We start from the raw sequence: 16,351 nt of genomic DNA on the forward strand, positions 1-16,351 counted from the left end.
CCACTTGGCGGATTGATAAGATTATTGTATTAATGCCGACTAAATTACTCGGAAATTATTGTATTCATTCGGGAGGGAAAGCACATGGCAAGATTGGTTCAAAGCATTACGGATTTAATCGGAGATACTCCGCTGGTTCGACTGAATCGCGTAGTCCCTGAAGGCAGTGCGGAAATCTACGTGAAACTGGAATTTCAAAATCCAGGAGCAAGCGTCAAAGACCGGATCGGTATCAGCATGATCGAAGTCGCTGAAAAAGAAGGCAAAATCAAGCCCGGCGACACTCTTGTTGAACCTACCAGCGGTAACACCGGGATCGGTATTGCCATGGTTGCCGCAGCAAAAGGCTACAAAGCGATTCTGGTTATGCCGGAGACGATGAGTATGGAAAGACGCAACCTGCTTCGCGCTTATGGCGCACAGCTGGTGCTGACTCCAGGTGCTGAAGGGATGAAAGGCGCGATTCGCCGTGCCGAAGAAATTGCAGCTGAGAATGCCGGCTATTTCATGCCCCAGCAATTCAAGAATCCGGCCAATGTGAAGGTTCACCGTGAAACCACAGGACCTGAAATCGTCGAAGCGATCAAAGGCTTTGATGGCAAGCTGGATGCATTCATTTCCGGGATCGGCACCGGAGGAACGATCACAGGTGCGGGCGGAGTGCTTAAAGAAAATTTCCCTGGCATCAAAATCTATGCCGTGGAACCGGCAGCTTCTCCTGTTTTGTCGGGAGGCAAACCAGGCCCTCACAAAATTCAAGGGATTGGCGCAGGCTTTGTTCCTGATATTTTGAATACAAATATCTATGATGAAGTCATTACCGTCGAAAATGAGGATGCATTTGAAACGGCACGCCGCGTGGCAAAAGAAGAAGGTATCCTTACTGGTATCTCTTCCGGAGCAGCGATCTTCGCAGCACTGAAAGTAGCAAAAGAGCTTGGCGCAGGCAAACGCGTAATCGCTGTGGTTCCAAGCAACGGCGAACGTTACCTCAGTACTCCGCTGTATCAATTCGAAGAGCAATAATACTCAGACGGAACAAGCCTTTCAGCCTAAAGCTGAAAGGCTTGTTTTTTGCCTGTGATATCCTTCTCTTTTCAGTGCACTTGGAGTATACTAAGGGACAAATATGGATGGCGCAGCAGCGGGGGAGGGTGCCAAGTGATAGTCACAACACTTGAATATTGGCGAAAATGGGCATCTTCTTACACGATGCTGCCTTATATCATTAAGCTTGGACTCGCGGAAGACCGGATCCATTCCTGGGCAAAAGCCTGGGAAGCCGCAGCGCCGGATTCCTTTGTACTTGAAAGCGGCAAGGGCGGCCGTTATACCTTTCTCGGATTACAGCCGCTGTCCACGATTCGCGGGTATGGCCATGAGGCTGAGATTACGCTTGCCGCACAAGGTCCGATGGATCCTGAGGATCAAATCGCTCAAAGCAGAAAAGTCAAAGCTAGACCGCTTGAGGCTGTTAAGGAATGGATGTCGCCTTACCATGCCCCCAAGGTCGAAGGAATGCCTAAATTCCTCGGCGGTTGTGTAGGCTTCTGGGGATATGACGTCATCCGTACAATTGAGAAGCTACCTGAACGAATCCAATCAGATCTGGATTTGCCTGATTACAGCTTCGCCATGTATGATCGAATTTGGATTCTGGATCACGAAGAAAAAAGCTTATATATAGCAGTCCATATGCCTACACCTCAAAAGGATGCACACGATGACGGCTGCCTGCTTAGCCAATATGAGGAAGCACACAGAAGGGCAGAAGATATGCTTCGAACTTGGCACGATATTCGCTCCGGGAACTGGAATTCAACGAAAGGTGATTCCATTACGAGAGAACAGCTGCACATTGACATTGAACATATACAAGGTATTCAGACAGCTTTTAAAAAAGAAGATTACATCCTAGCAACGCAGCAGATACAAAGCTACATCAGCCAAGGTGATGTATTCCAGATTAACCTTTCTGTCAGACAGAGCCGGATGCTGCAGGCCGCACCTGAAGACATTTATGAGTCCCTGCGAATCGTCAATCCATCGCCTTATATGGGATTGCTTCGCTTCTCGGACTTTGCTCTCGTGTCGGGATCTCCGGAGCTGTTGGTCGCGTTGGAGAATGGAATGCTGCGCACACGGCCCATTGCAGGAACCCGTCCCCGCGGGCGAAATGAGAATGATGATCTTAGGCTGGCAAGCGAGCTTATCGACAATGAAAAAGAGCGCGCCGAGCACGTCATGCTCGTTGATTTGGAACGAAATGATTTGGGCCGCATCTCCAAATATGGAACTGTCCGCGTGGATGATTTCATGGTCATCGAGTACTACTCTCATGTGATGCATATCGTGTCGGAGGTGGTCGGCGAGTTGGCCGAAGGAAAAGACGCTTTCGATGTCATTGCTGCAACATTTCCGGGAGGCACGATCACAGGGGCACCCAAGATTAGGACGATGGAAATCATTGAAGAGCTGGAACCGGTCAGACGGGGACCTTATACGGGGTCCATGGGGTGGATTGACTACAACGGCAATATGGAATTTAATATTATTATACGCACGCTGGTTGCGGCTCAGGGAATCGGACATGTTCAGGCGGGAGCGGGTATAGTGATCGATTCCGTTCCGGAACGCGAATATGTGGAATCCCTGAATAAAGCAAAAGCGATGTGGAAAGCGATAGAAGTTAGTGAGCAGAGCATGAGCCTAGGCCTTACAAATAGGGCAGACGAAAGGGGAGCTTAGCATGATTTTGGTTATCGATAATTACGATTCGTTCACGTACAATCTGGTTCAATATTTAGGTGAAATCGGAGAGGAAGTCATAGTTCGCCGTAACGATGAGATTGATCTTGCGGGTATTGAAGCTTTACATCCGGATCATATCCTGATATCGCCTGGTCCCTGTACGCCGAATGAAGCAGGAATCAGCTTGGCGCTGATCGATCATTTTAAGGGAGGCATCCCGATTCTCGGCGTATGCTTGGGCCATCAAGCCATCGGCCAGGCCTTTGGCGGTGATGTCATTAGGGCGGAGCGTCTGATGCACGGCAAAACGTCGCCGATTCTTCATGACGGCAAGACCTTGTTCGAAGGGCTTCCTTCACCATTTACCGCTACTCGCTACCATTCCTTGATTGTTAAACCCGAAACGCTTCCGGATTGCCTGGAAATCAGCGCACGCACCGAAGAAGGCGAAATTATGGGTATTCGTCATAAAGAGTATGTGATCGAAGGAGTTCAGTTTCATCCCGAATCGATCATTACCGATCATGGGCATCAAATGCTGCGCAATTTTATCCGGCGCAAGGTTGTCCAAGGGGTTTAGTCGATGAAAATAAGCATGAATGGCACAATTTGCGATGAAAAGGAAGCCGTGGTCTCCGTTTACGATCATGGTTTTCTTTATGGGCTGGGTTTGTTTGAGACATTTCGGACCTACCGAGGGCAACCTTTTTTACTTCCCGAGCATCTTGCCCGATTAAGGGATGGATGCAGGGAGCTGGGGATTGACTTTGTGCCGGATGAAAGACGAGTGCGTGAGCTCTTGTCCCTGCTGCTCCAGGAAAATGATCTGCCCAATGCCTATTTCCGTTATTCGATCTCAGCCGGGGTAGAAGCATTGGGGCTTCCTGCCGGCAATTATCAGCTTGCGTCAGAGATTATTTATATCAAAGCCCTTCCTCCAAGTGACGATGCAGCCTATACTAACGGTAAACCGCTCCAGCTCCTTAAGCTGCCGAGAAATACGCCTGAAGGCTCAAGCCGCCTTAAATCGTTTCATTATATGAATAATATTTTGGCAAAAAGAGAACTCCAAAGCTATGCATGGGCAGCCGGCTCAGAAGGTTTGATGCTTTCGAAGGAAGGCCACATCGCTGAGGGCATTGTCAGCAATTTGTTTTTTTTCAAGAATGGAACCTGCTGTACGCCCTCGCTGAATACCGGCATTTTACCGGGAATCACAAGATCTTTTATTTTAAAGCTGGCTCAGCGGAGTCAGTTTGCTGTAAAAGAAGGCTTGTACCGCTGGGAAGACCTTTTAGCTGCAGATGAGATTTTTTACGTAAACTCGATTCAGGAAATCGTCCCTGTCAGGCAGCTGTTCACCCCGGACGGGCGGAGCTATCAAGTGGGACAAGGCTTGCCTGGCGACTGCACACGCAGCTTGATGAGATTATATAAGGAAAGTACGGGAAGTGAGCTATGACACGAGTTTTGACATGCAGAGAGCATAAGCTTGAGCTGGGTGCAAGAACGATCATAATGGGTATCTTAAACGTAACCCCAGATTCCTTCTCCGATGGGGGCGAATACCTCGCACCGGATAAGGCGGTTGTTCGCGCACGTCAAATGGTTCTGGAAGGGGCGGATATCATTGACATCGGCGGTGAATCCACACGTCCTGGATATCTGAAAGTATCGGTTGAAGAAGAACTGCAGAGAGTCATTCCGGTTATTGAAGCGCTAAAGCGTGAGCTGAATGTTCCTCTCTCCATCGATACATATAAGTCGGAGGTAGCCAGACAAGCACTTGAAGCAGGAGCCCACCTCGTGAATGATGTTTGGGGCGGCAAAGAGGATCCTGACCTGCTGCGGGTGGCTGCTGATTACGATTGTCCGGTCATCCTCATGCATAATCGCAAGGATATGAATTACGGCGATTTTCTGCAGGATGTCCTTCATGATTTGCAGGCGAGTGTTGATCTTGCCATGCAAGCAGGCTTACTCCGGGATCAGATCATTTTGGATCCTGGCATTGGTTTCGCCAAGACACTCGAGCATAATTTATGGCTGATGAATCATCTGGATGCTTTAAACGGGCTTGGATATCCCGTACTGTTAGGAACATCGCGCAAAAGCATGATACGTAACATTCTTGGGCTGCCCCCGGATGATGTGGTAGAGGGAACGGCAGCAACCGTGGCTTTGGGTATCGCCCAAGGCTGTGACATTATGCGCGTCCATGACATTCTGCAAATGAAGCGGGTGGCGGTTATGACCGATGCTATAGTGAGAGGAGCACAGCGATCATGGATAAAATAAAGCTCACACGCATGGAGTTTTACGGGTATCATGGGGTTTTCCCTGAAGAGAACAAGCTGGGTCAGCGGTATTATGTGGATGCCGAGCTGATGCTTTCTTTGGTCAAGGCGGGAAGCTCCGATGACCTTGAGCATACCGTCAACTATGCGGAAGCTTTCTTTCTCATTCAAGGCATTGTTGAGGGACGAACGTTCAAATTAATCGAAGCTTTGGCCGAGTGTATTGCATCTGAGCTTTTACAAACTTATACTAGTATCAACCAAGTCACAGTTCGGGTGATCAAGCCGCACCCGCCTTTTCCTGTTCATTTTGAAGGAGTCACTGTTGAAATCACTCGAAAGCGAGCAGAATGAATGACCATTGAACAGCAGCAAGCTGCATCGGTTTATGTAGCGTTGGGCTCTAATATAGACAATCGTGAATCTTATTTGAAACAAGCAATTGCGGTTTTGTACCATCATCCTGAGATTGAAGTAAAGGCTTGCTCCAGCATTTATGAAACTGAGCCTGTCGGCTATGTAGATCAGGCTCCTTTTCTCAATATGGTGGTTGCGCTTTCGACCCGGATGACTCCGCAGCAATTATTAATAACTATGCAGGGGATAGAAACGAAGCTTGGAAGGACTCGAGACATTCACTGGGGTCCCCGGACGATTGACCTGGATATGCTGCTTTATGGCGATGAGCAGATGGTTAGTGAAGAGCTAACTTTACCGCATCCGCGGATGCTCGAAAGGGCCTTCGTTTTAATCCCCTTAATCGAGGTGCTCGCAAAACAAAATGGCGCCCACGAAGCCGTCTCCGCAGAACTGAAGAAACTGAAAGGAAAGGAAGGCGTCAAGGTATGGAAAAAAGTTCAATAGCCCAGCGCATTCGCGGTTTTCGCAAGTTAAAAGGTTTCACCCAGAATGAATTGGCCGAGGAGCTGGGCGTATCCATCGCCATACTTGGCGCCATCGAGCGGGGCACTCGCAAGCCGGATAGTAAAATGATCAATAATATTTCAAATATTCTGGGTATTGAACCGGAAGAACTGCTCGCCATAGCGAGTCGTTAAGATAATGCTTACGAAGTCAGTTTTGCTAAAGCAAAACTCTAAGATAATGCTTACGAAGTCAGTTTTGCTAAAGCAAAACTCTAAGGAGGTTAAGCTTTATGTTGAAAATAGGGAATGTGGAAGCCCCGAACAATGTCGTTCTTGCCCCCATGGCTGGTGTATGCAATCCGGCATTCCGTTTGATTGCCAAGGAGTTTGGCACAGGCCTGGTTTGTGCAGAGATGGTCAGCGATAAGGCGATCGTACACGGCAATTCTCGCACGTTGGAAATGCTGTATGTCGATGAGCGGGAGAAGCCGTTAAGCTTGCAAATTTTCGGCGGGGATACAGAAACCTTGGTTGAGGCTGCCAAGGTAGTGGACCAGCACACGAATGCCGACATCATTGATATCAATATGGGCTGCCCGGTGCCCAAGATTACAAAATGCGACGCAGGTGCCCGTTGGCTGCTGTCGCCTGAAAGAATTGAAGAGATGATCTCCACGGTAGTGGCTGCTGTAAGCAAGCCGGTTACCGTGAAGATGCGGATCGGCTGGGATTCAGAGCATATCTACGCGATTGAGAATGCGAAAGCTGTAGAAAGAGGCGGCGGCAGCGCGGTAAGCGTGCATGGCCGGACTCGTGAACAGCTGTATACCGGCAAAGCGGATTGGGATATTATCCGTGACGTGAAGCAAGCGGTATCTATTCCGGTCATCGGAAACGGAGACGTGGTTACACCCGAAGACGCGAAACGGATGCTCGATCACACCGGTGTCGATGGTGTGATGATTGGCCGCGGCGCTCTCGGCAATCCATGGATGCTATACCGCACCGTGCAATATTTGACCACGGGTGAACTGCTTCCCGAGCCATCGTCGGAAGAAAAAATTCGCATCGCGATTTTGCATATGGATCGGTTGATCGATCTCAAGGGTGAGCATGTAGCTGTCAAAGAAATGCGCAAGCACATGGCGTGGTACCTTAAAGGGATGCAAGGCGCAGCGAGAATTAAGGATATAGTCATGGAAACGACCCGAAGAGATGACATGGTTGCGACATTAAGCGAATATGTGCAGAATCTGCAGGAAGAATCCGCTGTCATCCAATGATTTCAAAGGAATTGGCTTTGATTGACATTTCTATAACGTTGCAATATAATCAGTCAATATTAAAGTGTCATTTTGAGGGCTTCGTTTAATATAGTTACTATTAGTGAATTCATCCGAATTGAATCAGCTCGTTCAAAACCCCAACTTTTTTGCTAACGGAATTGATTCAACGAAATGAAAATTTTTCACATGACGGGAGAAAGATTGGGAATGAGTGAAAAAGAAGTCATTCTAACGCAAGAAGGCTTGAAGAAGCTGGAAGAAGAGCTGGAACACCTCAAATCGGTTAAACGCCGCGAAGTCGCAGAACGTATTAAAGTCGCGATTGGTTACGGGGATATCAGTGAAAACTCCGAATATGAAGATGCCAAGAATGAACAGGCTTTTGTAGAAGGCCGAATCATTACTCTCGAAAAAATGCTGCGCAATGCGCGGATTATCAATAATGATGATGTGAATACCGATACGGTCAGTGTAGGCTCCATCGTCACGCTTAAGGATATGGAATTTGGTGACTTGGTTGAATACAATATTGTGGGAACAGCGGAATCAGACCCGTTTAATAATAAAATTTCAAATGAAAGCCCGGTAGGGAAAGCTCTGATAGGCAAGCAAAAGGGAGCTAATGTCGACGTTAATGTGCCTGCTGGCGTTATCCAATATCAAATTATAGATATCAAGAAGTAAAGTGCAGCCGTGTACATTTGGAAAAGCTTCCTACCGGAAGCTTTTTTCAGGTTTAACCAAGATTAGGAGATGAAACAATGAGTCAGGAACAAGAATTGAATGAATTGCTCGTGATCCGCAGGGGCAAGCTGGACGAGCTTCGTGCTCTGGGGATTGACCCCTTTGGCCGGAAATATGTGAGGACTCATACTGCTCAAGAAATTCTGGATGCTTATGATGAGCAAAGCAAAGAGGATTTGGACGCAGCTGAAGTAAAAGTCAGCATTGCCGGGAGAATTATGCAAAAAAGGGGCATGGGTAAAGCCGGCTTTGCTCATCTTCAGGACCTTTCGGGTAAAATTCAAATATATGTGCGGGAAGATGCGGTCGGGGAAAATGTGTACGAGGCCTTCTCGATTTTGGATTTGGGGGATATCATCGGCGTAAGAGGAGTCGTTTTCAAAACAAAAACAGGCGAGACTTCCATTAAAGCTAATTCTGTTGAGGTCCTGACCAAATCGTTAATTCCGCTGCCGGACAAATTCCACGGCCTAAGTGATGTTGAACTGCGTTACCGTCAAAGGTACGTGGATTTGATCATGAGCGAGGAAGTTCGCGAGTCTTTTGTCCTCCGATCCAAAATCATTCAATCCATGCGCCGCTACTTGGACTCAAATGGTTACCTGGAGGTGGAGACACCTACGTTGCATTCGATTGCTGGGGGAGCTTCCGCGCGTCCTTTTATCACTCATCACAATACACTGGATACGCAGCTGTATATGCGTATTGCCATTGAACTTCATTTGAAGCGCCTGATCGTCGGCGGTCTTGAGAAGGTCTACGAAATTGGACGTGTATACCGTAATGAAGGTGTTTCTACGCGCCATAATCCGGAATTCACTATGCTTGAGCTTTATGAGGCTTTTGCAGACTATAAAGATATTATGGAGCTTACAGAGAATCTGATTGCTCATATCGCGCAAGAAGTTTTGGGCACAACGACGATCCCTTATCAGGATTACGAAGTCAATCTGGCCGTTGGATGGCGCAGGGTTTCTATGGTGGATGCCATTAAAGAGGTTAAAGGCGTTGATTTCAACGTTCAAATGTCAGATGAACAAGCACACCAGTTGGCCAAGGAGCATGGAGTCAAGGTCGAGCCTCGTATGACTTTTGGACATATCGTCAATGAGTTCTTTGAAACCTTTGTTGAAGAAACGTTGATTCAACCTACCTTTATTTATGGGCATCCGCTGGAGATTTCACCTCTTGCCAAGAAAAATCCGGAGGATCCGCGATTTACGGATCGCTTCGAGTTATTTATTGTGGCACGCGAGCATGCCAATGCATTTACTGAGCTTAATGATCCGATTGATCAAAGAGCGCGTTTTGAAGCTCAGCTTGTGGAGCGCGAGCAGGGCAATGACGAAGCACATGAAATGGATGACGACTTCATCCGCGCTCTGGAGTATGGCATGCCGCCGACTGGCGGTTTGGGGATCGGTATCGACCGTTTGGTGATGCTGCTGACCAATGCTCCTTCTATTAGAGATGTTCTGTTGTTTCCATTGATGCGCGAGCGTCAAGGTGAGTAAATATGGATGGTTTTTGAGGCATCCTTGGATGTCTCAAAAATCCTCTAAATAAAGCTTGCAATTGGCCTGTCAAACATGTTATCTTATAAAAGTCGCCGCTAAAAAGCGACAGTAACGAAACTGTTGGAACAGATTTTGTCTGGGAAGACATACAAGTTGCTATTGAGCTGGCGCCATGATATATTAGTCTTCCGGCTTTCGAAAGAGAGTCGCTGAAGAGAGAGTTATTGTTCTTTGAAAACTGAACAACGAGTGAAGAAGCGATCGGCCTTAGGCCGATCAAAAACGAAGGAAATCTCAGCGATGAGATCAACTCAAAACGAGAGAAATCTCGCCAGTTTACAATTTTGAGCTGTTTAAGCTTGAGAATAAAAGCCGCATGGACTTATGGTTCGTGTGCAACTTTATTGGAGAGTTTGATCCTAGATCAAATCACCAATTCGGAACTTTTATTGGAGAGTTTGATCCTGGCTCAGGACGAACGCTGGCGGCGTGCCTAATACATGCAAGTCGAGCGGATTGATCCCTTCGGGGATGAGTCAGCGGCGGACGGGTGAGTAACACGTAGGCAACCTGCCTGAAGGATCGGGATAACTATCGGAAACGATAGCTAAGACCGAATAATTGGCGCTTTCGCATGAAGGTGCCATGAAACACGGAGCAATCTGTGGCCTTTGGATGGGCCTGCGGCGCATTAGCTAGTAGGTGAGGTAACGGCTCACCTAGGCGACGATGCGTAGCCGACCTGAGAGGGTGAACGGCCACACTGGGACTGAGACACGGCCCAGACTCCTACGGGAGGCAGCAGTAGGGAATCTTCCGCAATGGACGCAAGTCTGACGGAGCAACGCCGCGTGAGTGATGAAGGTTTTCGGATCGTAAAGCTCTGTTGCCCTAGACGAACGAGTCAGAGAGTAACTGCTCTGGCTGTGACGGTATAGGAGAAGAAAGCCCCGGCTAACTACGTGCCAGCAGCCGCGGTAATACGTAGGGGGCAAGCGTTGTCCGGAATTATTGGGCGTAAAGCGCGCGCAGGCGGTTCAGTAAGTTGGATGTTTAAAGCCGGGGCTCAACCCCGGTGCGCATCCAAAACTGGTGGACTTGAGTGTAGGAGAGGAAAGTGGAATTCCACGTGTAGCGGTGAAATGCGTAGAGATGTGGAGGAACACCAGTGGCGAAGGCGACTTTCTGGCCTATAACTGACGCTGAGGCGCGAAAGCGTGGGGAGCAAACAGGATTAGATACCCTGGTAGTCCACGCCGTAAACGATGAGTGCTAGGTGTTAGGGGTTTCGATGCCCTTGGTGCCGAAGTTAACACAGTAAGCACTCCGCCTGGGGAGTACGCTCGCAAGAGTGAAACTCAAAGGAATTGACGGGGACCCGCACAAGCAGTGGAGTATGTGGTTTAATTCGAAGCAACGCGAAGAACCTTACCAGGTCTTGACATCCCCCTGAATAGTTTAGAGATAAGCTAGGCCTTCGGGACAGGGGAGACAGGTGGTGCATGGTTGTCGTCAGCTCGTGTCGTGAGATGTTGGGTTAAGTCCCGCAACGAGCGCAACCCTTGATGTTAGTTGCCAGCGAGTAAGGTCGGGCACTCTAACGTGACTGCCGGTGACAAACCGGAGGAAGGTGGGGATGACGTCAAATCATCATGCCCCTTATGACCTGGGCTACACACGTACTACAATGGCCGGTACAACGGGAAGCGAAGGAGCGATCTGGAGCGAATCCTTAGAAGCCGGTCTCAGTTCGGATTGCAGGCTGCAACTCGCCTGCATGAAGTCGGAATTGCTAGTAATCGCGGATCAGCATGCCGCGGTGAATACGTTCCCGGGTCTTGTACACACCGCCCGTCACACCACGAGAGTTTACAACACCCGAAGTCGGTGGGGTAACCCGCAAGGGAGCCAGCCGCCGAAGGTGGGGTAGATGATTGGGGTGAAGTCGTAACAAGGTAGCCGTATCGGAAGGTGCGGCTGGATCACCTCCTTTCTATGGAGACTTGAGCGCTGCGATGCGCTCAGTCAAGAAGGCTTAGCCTTCACAACTTCTTCTTCACTCGTTGTCAGTTTTGAGAGGGTAATGCCTTTCTCGTAGCTGTGGTGAGAACCACCAGGCTGCACTCGTTTGGTGACGATGGCGGAGGGGAACCACGCGTTCCCATCTCGAACACGACCGTTAAGCCCTCCAGCGTCGATGGTACTTGAACCGCAGGGTTCTGGAAGAGTAGAACGTTGCCAAGCGAACCCCACAAGCGGATGCTTTCGAAGGGCTTCTTCGAAAGCACGCAGGTGGGTTTTTATTTTGAAGACATGTTGAAAAGAAGGAAGCGATGCTAACGCAAAACTCAGCAACGCTTACGAAGTAACATTTGCTCTGCAAATGTCAGTAACGCTTACGAAGTAAGTTTTGCTAACGCAAAACTCAGCATCGCTTACGAAGTTACATTTGCTCCGCAAATGTCTGAGGGCCCTTAGCTCAGCTGGTTAGAGCGCACCCCTGATAAGGGTGAGGTCGGTGGTTCGAGTCCACTAGGGCCCACCATAACATCCCTGCAAAGGGAAACATCCCATGGGGCCATAGCTCAGCTGGGAGAGCGCCTGCCTTGCAAGCAGGAGGTCAGCGGTTCGATCCCGCTTGGCTCCACCAAAATGCCCTTTTAAGGTCGAATTTCCAAGAAATATCGACTTGAAAAGAGCCTGCAAGATGTGATAAGATGTTTGTTGCCGCTGATCAGGCGGTGAATCAAACGAGTCACAACAAGCAAATAAGTTGATAACCACGCAGCGCCTTGCGCCCTACTGGTTACAACGATTGTTCCTTGAAAACTAGATAGCGAAACGAACAAAAAGCGTGAAACTTAGAGCGTGACAACCTAACGGTTGCACGTAATTCCTTTAAGCATCATTTGTGTCACAACAAATGAATGTTTCTAGAAACCGTCTGAGATCTAACGATCGATAGACACTGGTTAAGCTAGAAAGAGCACACGGAGGATGCCTAGGCACTAGGAGCCGAAGAAGGACGTGGCGAACGACGAAATGCCTCGGGGAGCCGTAAGCAGGCTTTGATCCGGGGATGTCCGAATGGGGGAACCCGGCTGCGGTAATGCGCAGTTACCACTATCTGAATTCATAGGATAGTTGGAGGCATACCCAGGGAACTGAAACATCTAAGTACCTGGAGGAACAGAAAACAAAAGTGATTCCGTCAGTAGCGGCGAGCGAACGCGGAGAAGCCCAAACCAGGGAGCTTGCTCCCTGGGGTTGTAGGACGTTAACATGGGGTTAGCTTGGTAGGTGAAGAGGTCTGGAAAGGCCCGGCAAAGAAGGTAAAAGCCCTGTAGCCCAAACCAAGCGAAACCCCTAGACGGATCCTGAGTACGGCGGGACACGTGAAACCCCGTCGGAATCCGGCAGGACCATCTGCCAAGGCTAAATACTCCCTAGTGACCGATAGTGAAGCAGTACCGTGAGGGAAAGGTGAAAAGCACCGCGGAAGCGGAGTGAAAAAGAACCTGAAACCGTGTGCTTACAAAAAGTCAGAGCACTTTCTATGTGTGATGGCGTGCCTTTTGTAGAATGAACCGGCGAGTTACGTTTGCATGCGAGGTTAAGTTGAAAAGACGGAGCCGCAGCGAAAGCGAGTCTGAATAGGGCGCATGAGTATGCAGGCGTAGACCCGAAACCGTGTGATCTACCCCTGTCCAGGGTGAAGGTGAGGTAACACTCACTGGAGGCCCGAACCCACGAATGTTGAAAAATTCGGGGATGAGGTGGGGGTAGCGGAGAAATTCCAATCGAACTCGGAGATAGCTGGTTCTCCCCGAAATAGCTTTAGGGCTAGCCTCGGATAAACGAGTTGTGGAGGTAAAGCACTGATTGGGTGCGGGGCCCGCCAAGGGTTACCAAGTCCAGTCAAACTCTGAATGCCACAAACTTAGATCCGGGAGTCAGACAGTGAGTGCTAAGATCCATTGTCAAGAGGGAAACAGCCCAGACCATCAGCTAAGGTCCCCAAGTGCGTGTTAAGTGGGAAAGGATGTGGAGTTGCCCAGACAACCAGGATGTTGGCTTAGAAGCAGCCACCATTGAAAGAGTGCGTAATAGCTCACTGGTCGAGTGACTCTGCGCCGAAAATGTAACGGGGCTAAACACGCCACCGAAGCTATGGCTGGCGCGAACAAGATTCGCGCTTGGGTAGGGGAGCGTTGTATGTACGTAGAATTCTGACCGTGAGGACAGGTGGAGCGCATACAAGTGAGAATGCCGGTATAAGTAACGAAAAGATCAGTGAGAATCTGATCCGCCGAAAGCCTAAGGTTTCCTGAGGAAGGCTCGTCCGCTCAGGGTAAGTCGGGACCTAAGGCGAGGCCGAAAGGCGTAGTCGATGGACAACAGGTGGAAATTCCTGTACCACCGTAGCCGTTATGAGTGATGGAGTGACGCAGAAGGGGAAAGACGCGAGCGGATGGAAGAGCTCGTCCAAGCAGTGAGGCTGGTGTGCAGGTAAATCCGCACATCGATAAGGCTGGGCTGTGATGGGGAGGGAAAATTACAGTACCGAAGGTCATGTACTCAAGCTGCCAAGAAAAGCTTCTAGCCAGGCGAAGGTGCCCGTACCGCAAACCGACACAGGTGGGCGAGAAGAGAATTCTAAGGCGCGCGGAAGAACTCTCGTTAAGGAACTCGGCAAAATGACCCCGTAACTTCGGGAGAAGGGGTGCCTCGGTAGGGTGAATAGCCCGAGGGGGCCGCAGTGAAAAGGCCCAAGCGACTGTTTAGCAAAAACACAGGTCTGTGCGAAGCCGCAAGGCGAAGTATACGGGCTGACGCCTGCCCGGTGCTGGAAGGTTAAGAGGAGTGGTCAGCCGCAAGGTGAAGCTATGAATTGAAGCCCCAGTAAACGGCGGCCGTAACTATAACGGTCCTAAGGTAGCGAAATTCCTTGTCAGGTAAATTCTGACCCGCACGAATGGCGTAACGACTTGGGCGCTGTCTCAACGAGAGATCCGGTGAAATTTTAATACCTGTGAAGATGCAGGTTACCCGCGACAAGACGGAAAGACCCCATGGAGCTTTACTGCAGCTTGATATTGGACTTGGGTACGATCTGTACAGGATAGGTGGGAGCCGTAGAAGCCTGAGCGCCAGCTTAGGTGGAGGCGCCGTTGGGATACCACCCTGATCGTACCTAGGTTCTAACCTGGTACCGTGATCCGGTATGGGGACAGTGTCAGGTGGGCAGTTTGACTGGGGCGGTCGCCTCCTAAAATGTAACGGAGGCGTTTAAAGGTTCCCTCAGAATGGTTGGAAATCATTCGCAGAGTGCAAAGGCATAAGGGAGCTTGACTGCGAGACAAACAGGTCGAGCAGGGACGAAAGTCGGACTTAGTGATCCGGTGGTACCGAATGGAAGGGCCATCGCTCAACGGATAAAAGCTACCCTGGGGATAACAGGCTTATCTCCCCCAAGAGTCCACATCGACGGGGAGGTTTGGCACCTCGATGTCGGCTCATCGCATCCTGGGGCTGAAGTAGGTCCCAAGGGTTGGGCTGTTCGCCCATTAAAGCGGTACGCGAGCTGGGTTCAGAACGTCGTGAGACAGTTCGGTCCCTATCTGTCGCGGGCGCAGGAAATTTGAGAGGAGCTGTCCTTAGTACGAGAGGACCGGGATGGACGTACCGCTGGTGTACCAGTTGTCTCGCCAGAGGCATAGCTGGGTAGCTATGTACGGAGGGGATAAGCGCTGAAAGCATCTAAGCGCGAAGCCCCCCTCAAGATGAGATTTCCCAATCAGTAAGACCCCTTGTAGACGACGAGGTAGATAGGTTCGAGGTGGAAGTGGGGTAACCCATGCAGCTGACGAATACTAATCGGTCGAGGGCTTAACCTAAGAGCTTTCCGGAGGAAAGCTGGCTTCGGAAGCAAAACTAATTTCACGCTAATGTTCGTTTCGCTGCTAGTTTTCAGGGAGCAATATTTCCTGCCTGAAAGTATTCAAATAGCTTGGAGAGATACCCAAGTGGCTATAAGGGGACCCTCTGCTAAGGGGTTAGACTGCGTAAGTGGTGCGAGGGTTCGAATCCCTCTCTCTCCGCCAGTTTTAATTTTATATCTTTTTTCTGTTTTCCTTATGTGGCGGCGTAGCTCAGCTGGCTAGAGCGTACGGTTCATACCCGTGAGGTCGGGGGTTCGAGCCCCTCTGCCGCTACCATATTATTTTTTTGTCCAAATGGAGGCTTAGCTCAGCTGGGAGAGCATCTGCCTTACAAGCAGAGGGTCGGCGGTTCGATCCCGTCAGCCTCCATACTTTTGCCGTTGTAGCTCAACTGGTAGAGCAACTGACTTGTAATCAGTAGGTTGGGGGTTCAAGTCCTCTCGACGGCACCATTTGGTGCACTTATTTTTTTTGGAGCTGTGGTGTAGAGGCCTAACATGCCTGCCTGTCACGCAGGAGACCGCGGGTTCGAATCCCGTCAGCTCCGCCATTATTTTTTTGGCTCCAGTGGGAACTCTAATTACATAGGGCTCGGTAGCTCAGTCGGTAGAGCAGAGGACTGAAAATCCTCGTGTCGGCGGTTCGATTCCGTCCCGAGCCATTTTTAAGCTGGAGGATTAGTGAAGTGGCTAAACACGGCAGACTGTAAATCTGCTCTCTCTGAGTTCGGTGGTTCGAATCCATCATCCTCCACCAATCCCTTATGAGACATTAGCTCAGTCGGTAGAGCACCTGACTTTTAATCAGGGTGTCGTAGGTTCGAATCCTACATGTCTCACTTTTATATCATAACAGGACAAAAGACCCCGAGAGGGGTCTTTTTTGGCTGATCAGAAAGTATAAGTATTTCTAAGCTTATCTTGCTTCGCATCAACCTTGACAATCGCG

At 49.6% G+C, this 16,351-nt stretch carries 11 protein-coding genes, 10 tRNA genes and 3 rRNA genes; all 24 read left to right on the forward strand.

Translation table 11 applies throughout. The features are described from left to right. Nucleotides 1–84: 84 nt before the first annotated feature. Nucleotides 85–1,026, forward strand: coding sequence for a cysteine synthase A (gene cysK / locus BLV33_RS18790; RefSeq protein WP_090795026.1), 942 nt, complete (start codon nucleotides 85–87; stop codon nucleotides 1,024–1,026). 135 nt (nucleotides 1,027–1,161) lie between these two features. Then, nucleotides 1,162–2,748, forward strand: a complete 1,587-nt coding sequence (locus tag BLV33_RS18795; protein ID WP_090795029.1) for an anthranilate synthase component I family protein — start codon at nucleotides 1,162–1,164, stop codon at nucleotides 2,746–2,748. Nucleotide 2,749: 1 nt separating this feature from the next. Continuing rightward, nucleotides 2,750–3,331 (forward strand): aminodeoxychorismate/anthranilate synthase component II, encoded by a 582-nt coding sequence (pabA, locus tag BLV33_RS18800; protein ID WP_090795032.1) that lies wholly within the window; start codon nucleotides 2,750–2,752, stop codon nucleotides 3,329–3,331. Nucleotides 3,332–3,334: 3 nt separating this feature from the next. Continuing rightward, on the forward strand, nucleotides 3,335–4,213 hold the full coding sequence (gene pabC, locus BLV33_RS18805; protein ID WP_090795036.1) for an aminodeoxychorismate lyase: 879 nt from the start codon (nucleotides 3,335–3,337) through the stop codon (nucleotides 4,211–4,213). Then, on the forward strand, nucleotides 4,210–5,049 hold the full coding sequence (gene folP, locus BLV33_RS18810; protein WP_139305772.1) for a dihydropteroate synthase: 840 nt from the start codon (nucleotides 4,210–4,212) through the stop codon (nucleotides 5,047–5,049). The genes pabC and folP overlap by 4 nt, the downstream gene beginning before the upstream one ends. After that, on the forward strand, nucleotides 5,037–5,402 hold the full coding sequence (folB, locus tag BLV33_RS18815) for a dihydroneopterin aldolase (protein ID WP_090795039.1): 366 nt from the start codon (nucleotides 5,037–5,039) through the stop codon (nucleotides 5,400–5,402). Before folP ends, folB begins: the two co-directional genes overlap by 13 nt. Then, entirely contained in the window at nucleotides 5,403–5,912 is a 510-nt protein-coding gene (gene folK / locus BLV33_RS18820) for a 2-amino-4-hydroxy-6-hydroxymethyldihydropteridine diphosphokinase (protein WP_090795043.1), read from the forward strand. Further along, nucleotides 5,894–6,106 (forward strand): helix-turn-helix domain-containing protein, encoded by a 213-nt coding sequence (locus BLV33_RS18825; protein ID WP_090795047.1) that lies wholly within the window; start codon nucleotides 5,894–5,896, stop codon nucleotides 6,104–6,106. The genes folK and BLV33_RS18825 overlap by 19 nt, the downstream gene beginning before the upstream one ends. A gap of 98 nt (nucleotides 6,107–6,204) precedes the next feature. Continuing rightward, nucleotides 6,205–7,197 carry a tRNA dihydrouridine synthase DusB gene (gene dusB, locus BLV33_RS18830; RefSeq protein ID WP_090795050.1) on the forward strand — a complete coding sequence of 331 codons (993 nt, stop codon included), beginning with the start codon at nucleotides 6,205–6,207 and terminating at the stop codon, nucleotides 7,195–7,197. Between the two features lie 210 nt (nucleotides 7,198–7,407). Then, a complete protein-coding gene (gene greA, locus BLV33_RS18835; protein ID WP_090795054.1) occupies nucleotides 7,408–7,884 on the forward strand; it encodes a transcription elongation factor GreA in 477 nt (158 codons plus the stop codon). 77 nt (nucleotides 7,885–7,961) lie between these two features. Next, on the forward strand, nucleotides 7,962–9,458 hold the full coding sequence (gene lysS, locus BLV33_RS18840; RefSeq protein ID WP_090795058.1) for a lysine--tRNA ligase: 1,497 nt from the start codon (nucleotides 7,962–7,964) through the stop codon (nucleotides 9,456–9,458). A 449-nt stretch (nucleotides 9,459–9,907) separates the two neighbouring features. Then, a 16S ribosomal RNA gene (locus BLV33_RS18845) occupies nucleotides 9,908–11,454 on the forward strand. A gap of 134 nt (nucleotides 11,455–11,588) precedes the next feature. Further along, nucleotides 11,589–11,705 (forward strand): 5S ribosomal RNA (gene rrf / locus BLV33_RS18850). A gap of 224 nt (nucleotides 11,706–11,929) precedes the next feature. Further along, nucleotides 11,930–12,006 (forward strand) — tRNA-Ile (locus BLV33_RS18855). Nucleotides 12,007–12,035: 29 nt separating this feature from the next. Next, nucleotides 12,036–12,111, forward strand: a tRNA-Ala gene (locus BLV33_RS18860). Between the two features lie 320 nt (nucleotides 12,112–12,431). Further along, nucleotides 12,432–15,358, forward strand: a 23S ribosomal RNA gene (locus BLV33_RS18865). Together the 16S, 23S and 5S rRNA genes with 10 tRNA genes alongside form the textbook arrangement of a ribosomal RNA operon. A 115-nt stretch (nucleotides 15,359–15,473) precedes the next feature. Beyond that, nucleotides 15,474–15,565: transfer RNA gene (locus tag BLV33_RS18870), tRNA-Ser, on the forward strand. Between the two features lie 37 nt (nucleotides 15,566–15,602). Next, nucleotides 15,603–15,679, forward strand: a tRNA-Met gene (locus BLV33_RS18875). A 20-nt stretch (nucleotides 15,680–15,699) separates the two neighbouring features. Then, a tRNA-Val gene (locus tag BLV33_RS18880) sits at nucleotides 15,700–15,772 on the forward strand. 7 nt (nucleotides 15,773–15,779) lie between these two features. Then, nucleotides 15,780–15,855, forward strand: a tRNA-Thr gene (locus tag BLV33_RS18885). A 21-nt stretch (nucleotides 15,856–15,876) separates the two neighbouring features. Next, nucleotides 15,877–15,953 (forward strand) — tRNA-Asp (locus BLV33_RS18890). Between the two features lie 38 nt (nucleotides 15,954–15,991). Beyond that, nucleotides 15,992–16,064 (forward strand) — tRNA-Phe (locus BLV33_RS18895). A gap of 10 nt (nucleotides 16,065–16,074) precedes the next feature. Next, a tRNA-Tyr gene (locus BLV33_RS18900) sits at nucleotides 16,075–16,159 on the forward strand. A 9-nt stretch (nucleotides 16,160–16,168) separates the two neighbouring features. Beyond that, a tRNA-Lys gene (locus BLV33_RS18905) sits at nucleotides 16,169–16,241 on the forward strand. Nucleotides 16,242–16,351: the final 110 nt, after the last annotated feature.

The sequence above is a fragment of the Paenibacillus sp. GP183 genome (assembly GCF_900104695.1).
GTDB lineage: Bacteria > Bacillota > Bacilli > Paenibacillales > NBRC-103111 > Paenibacillus_AI.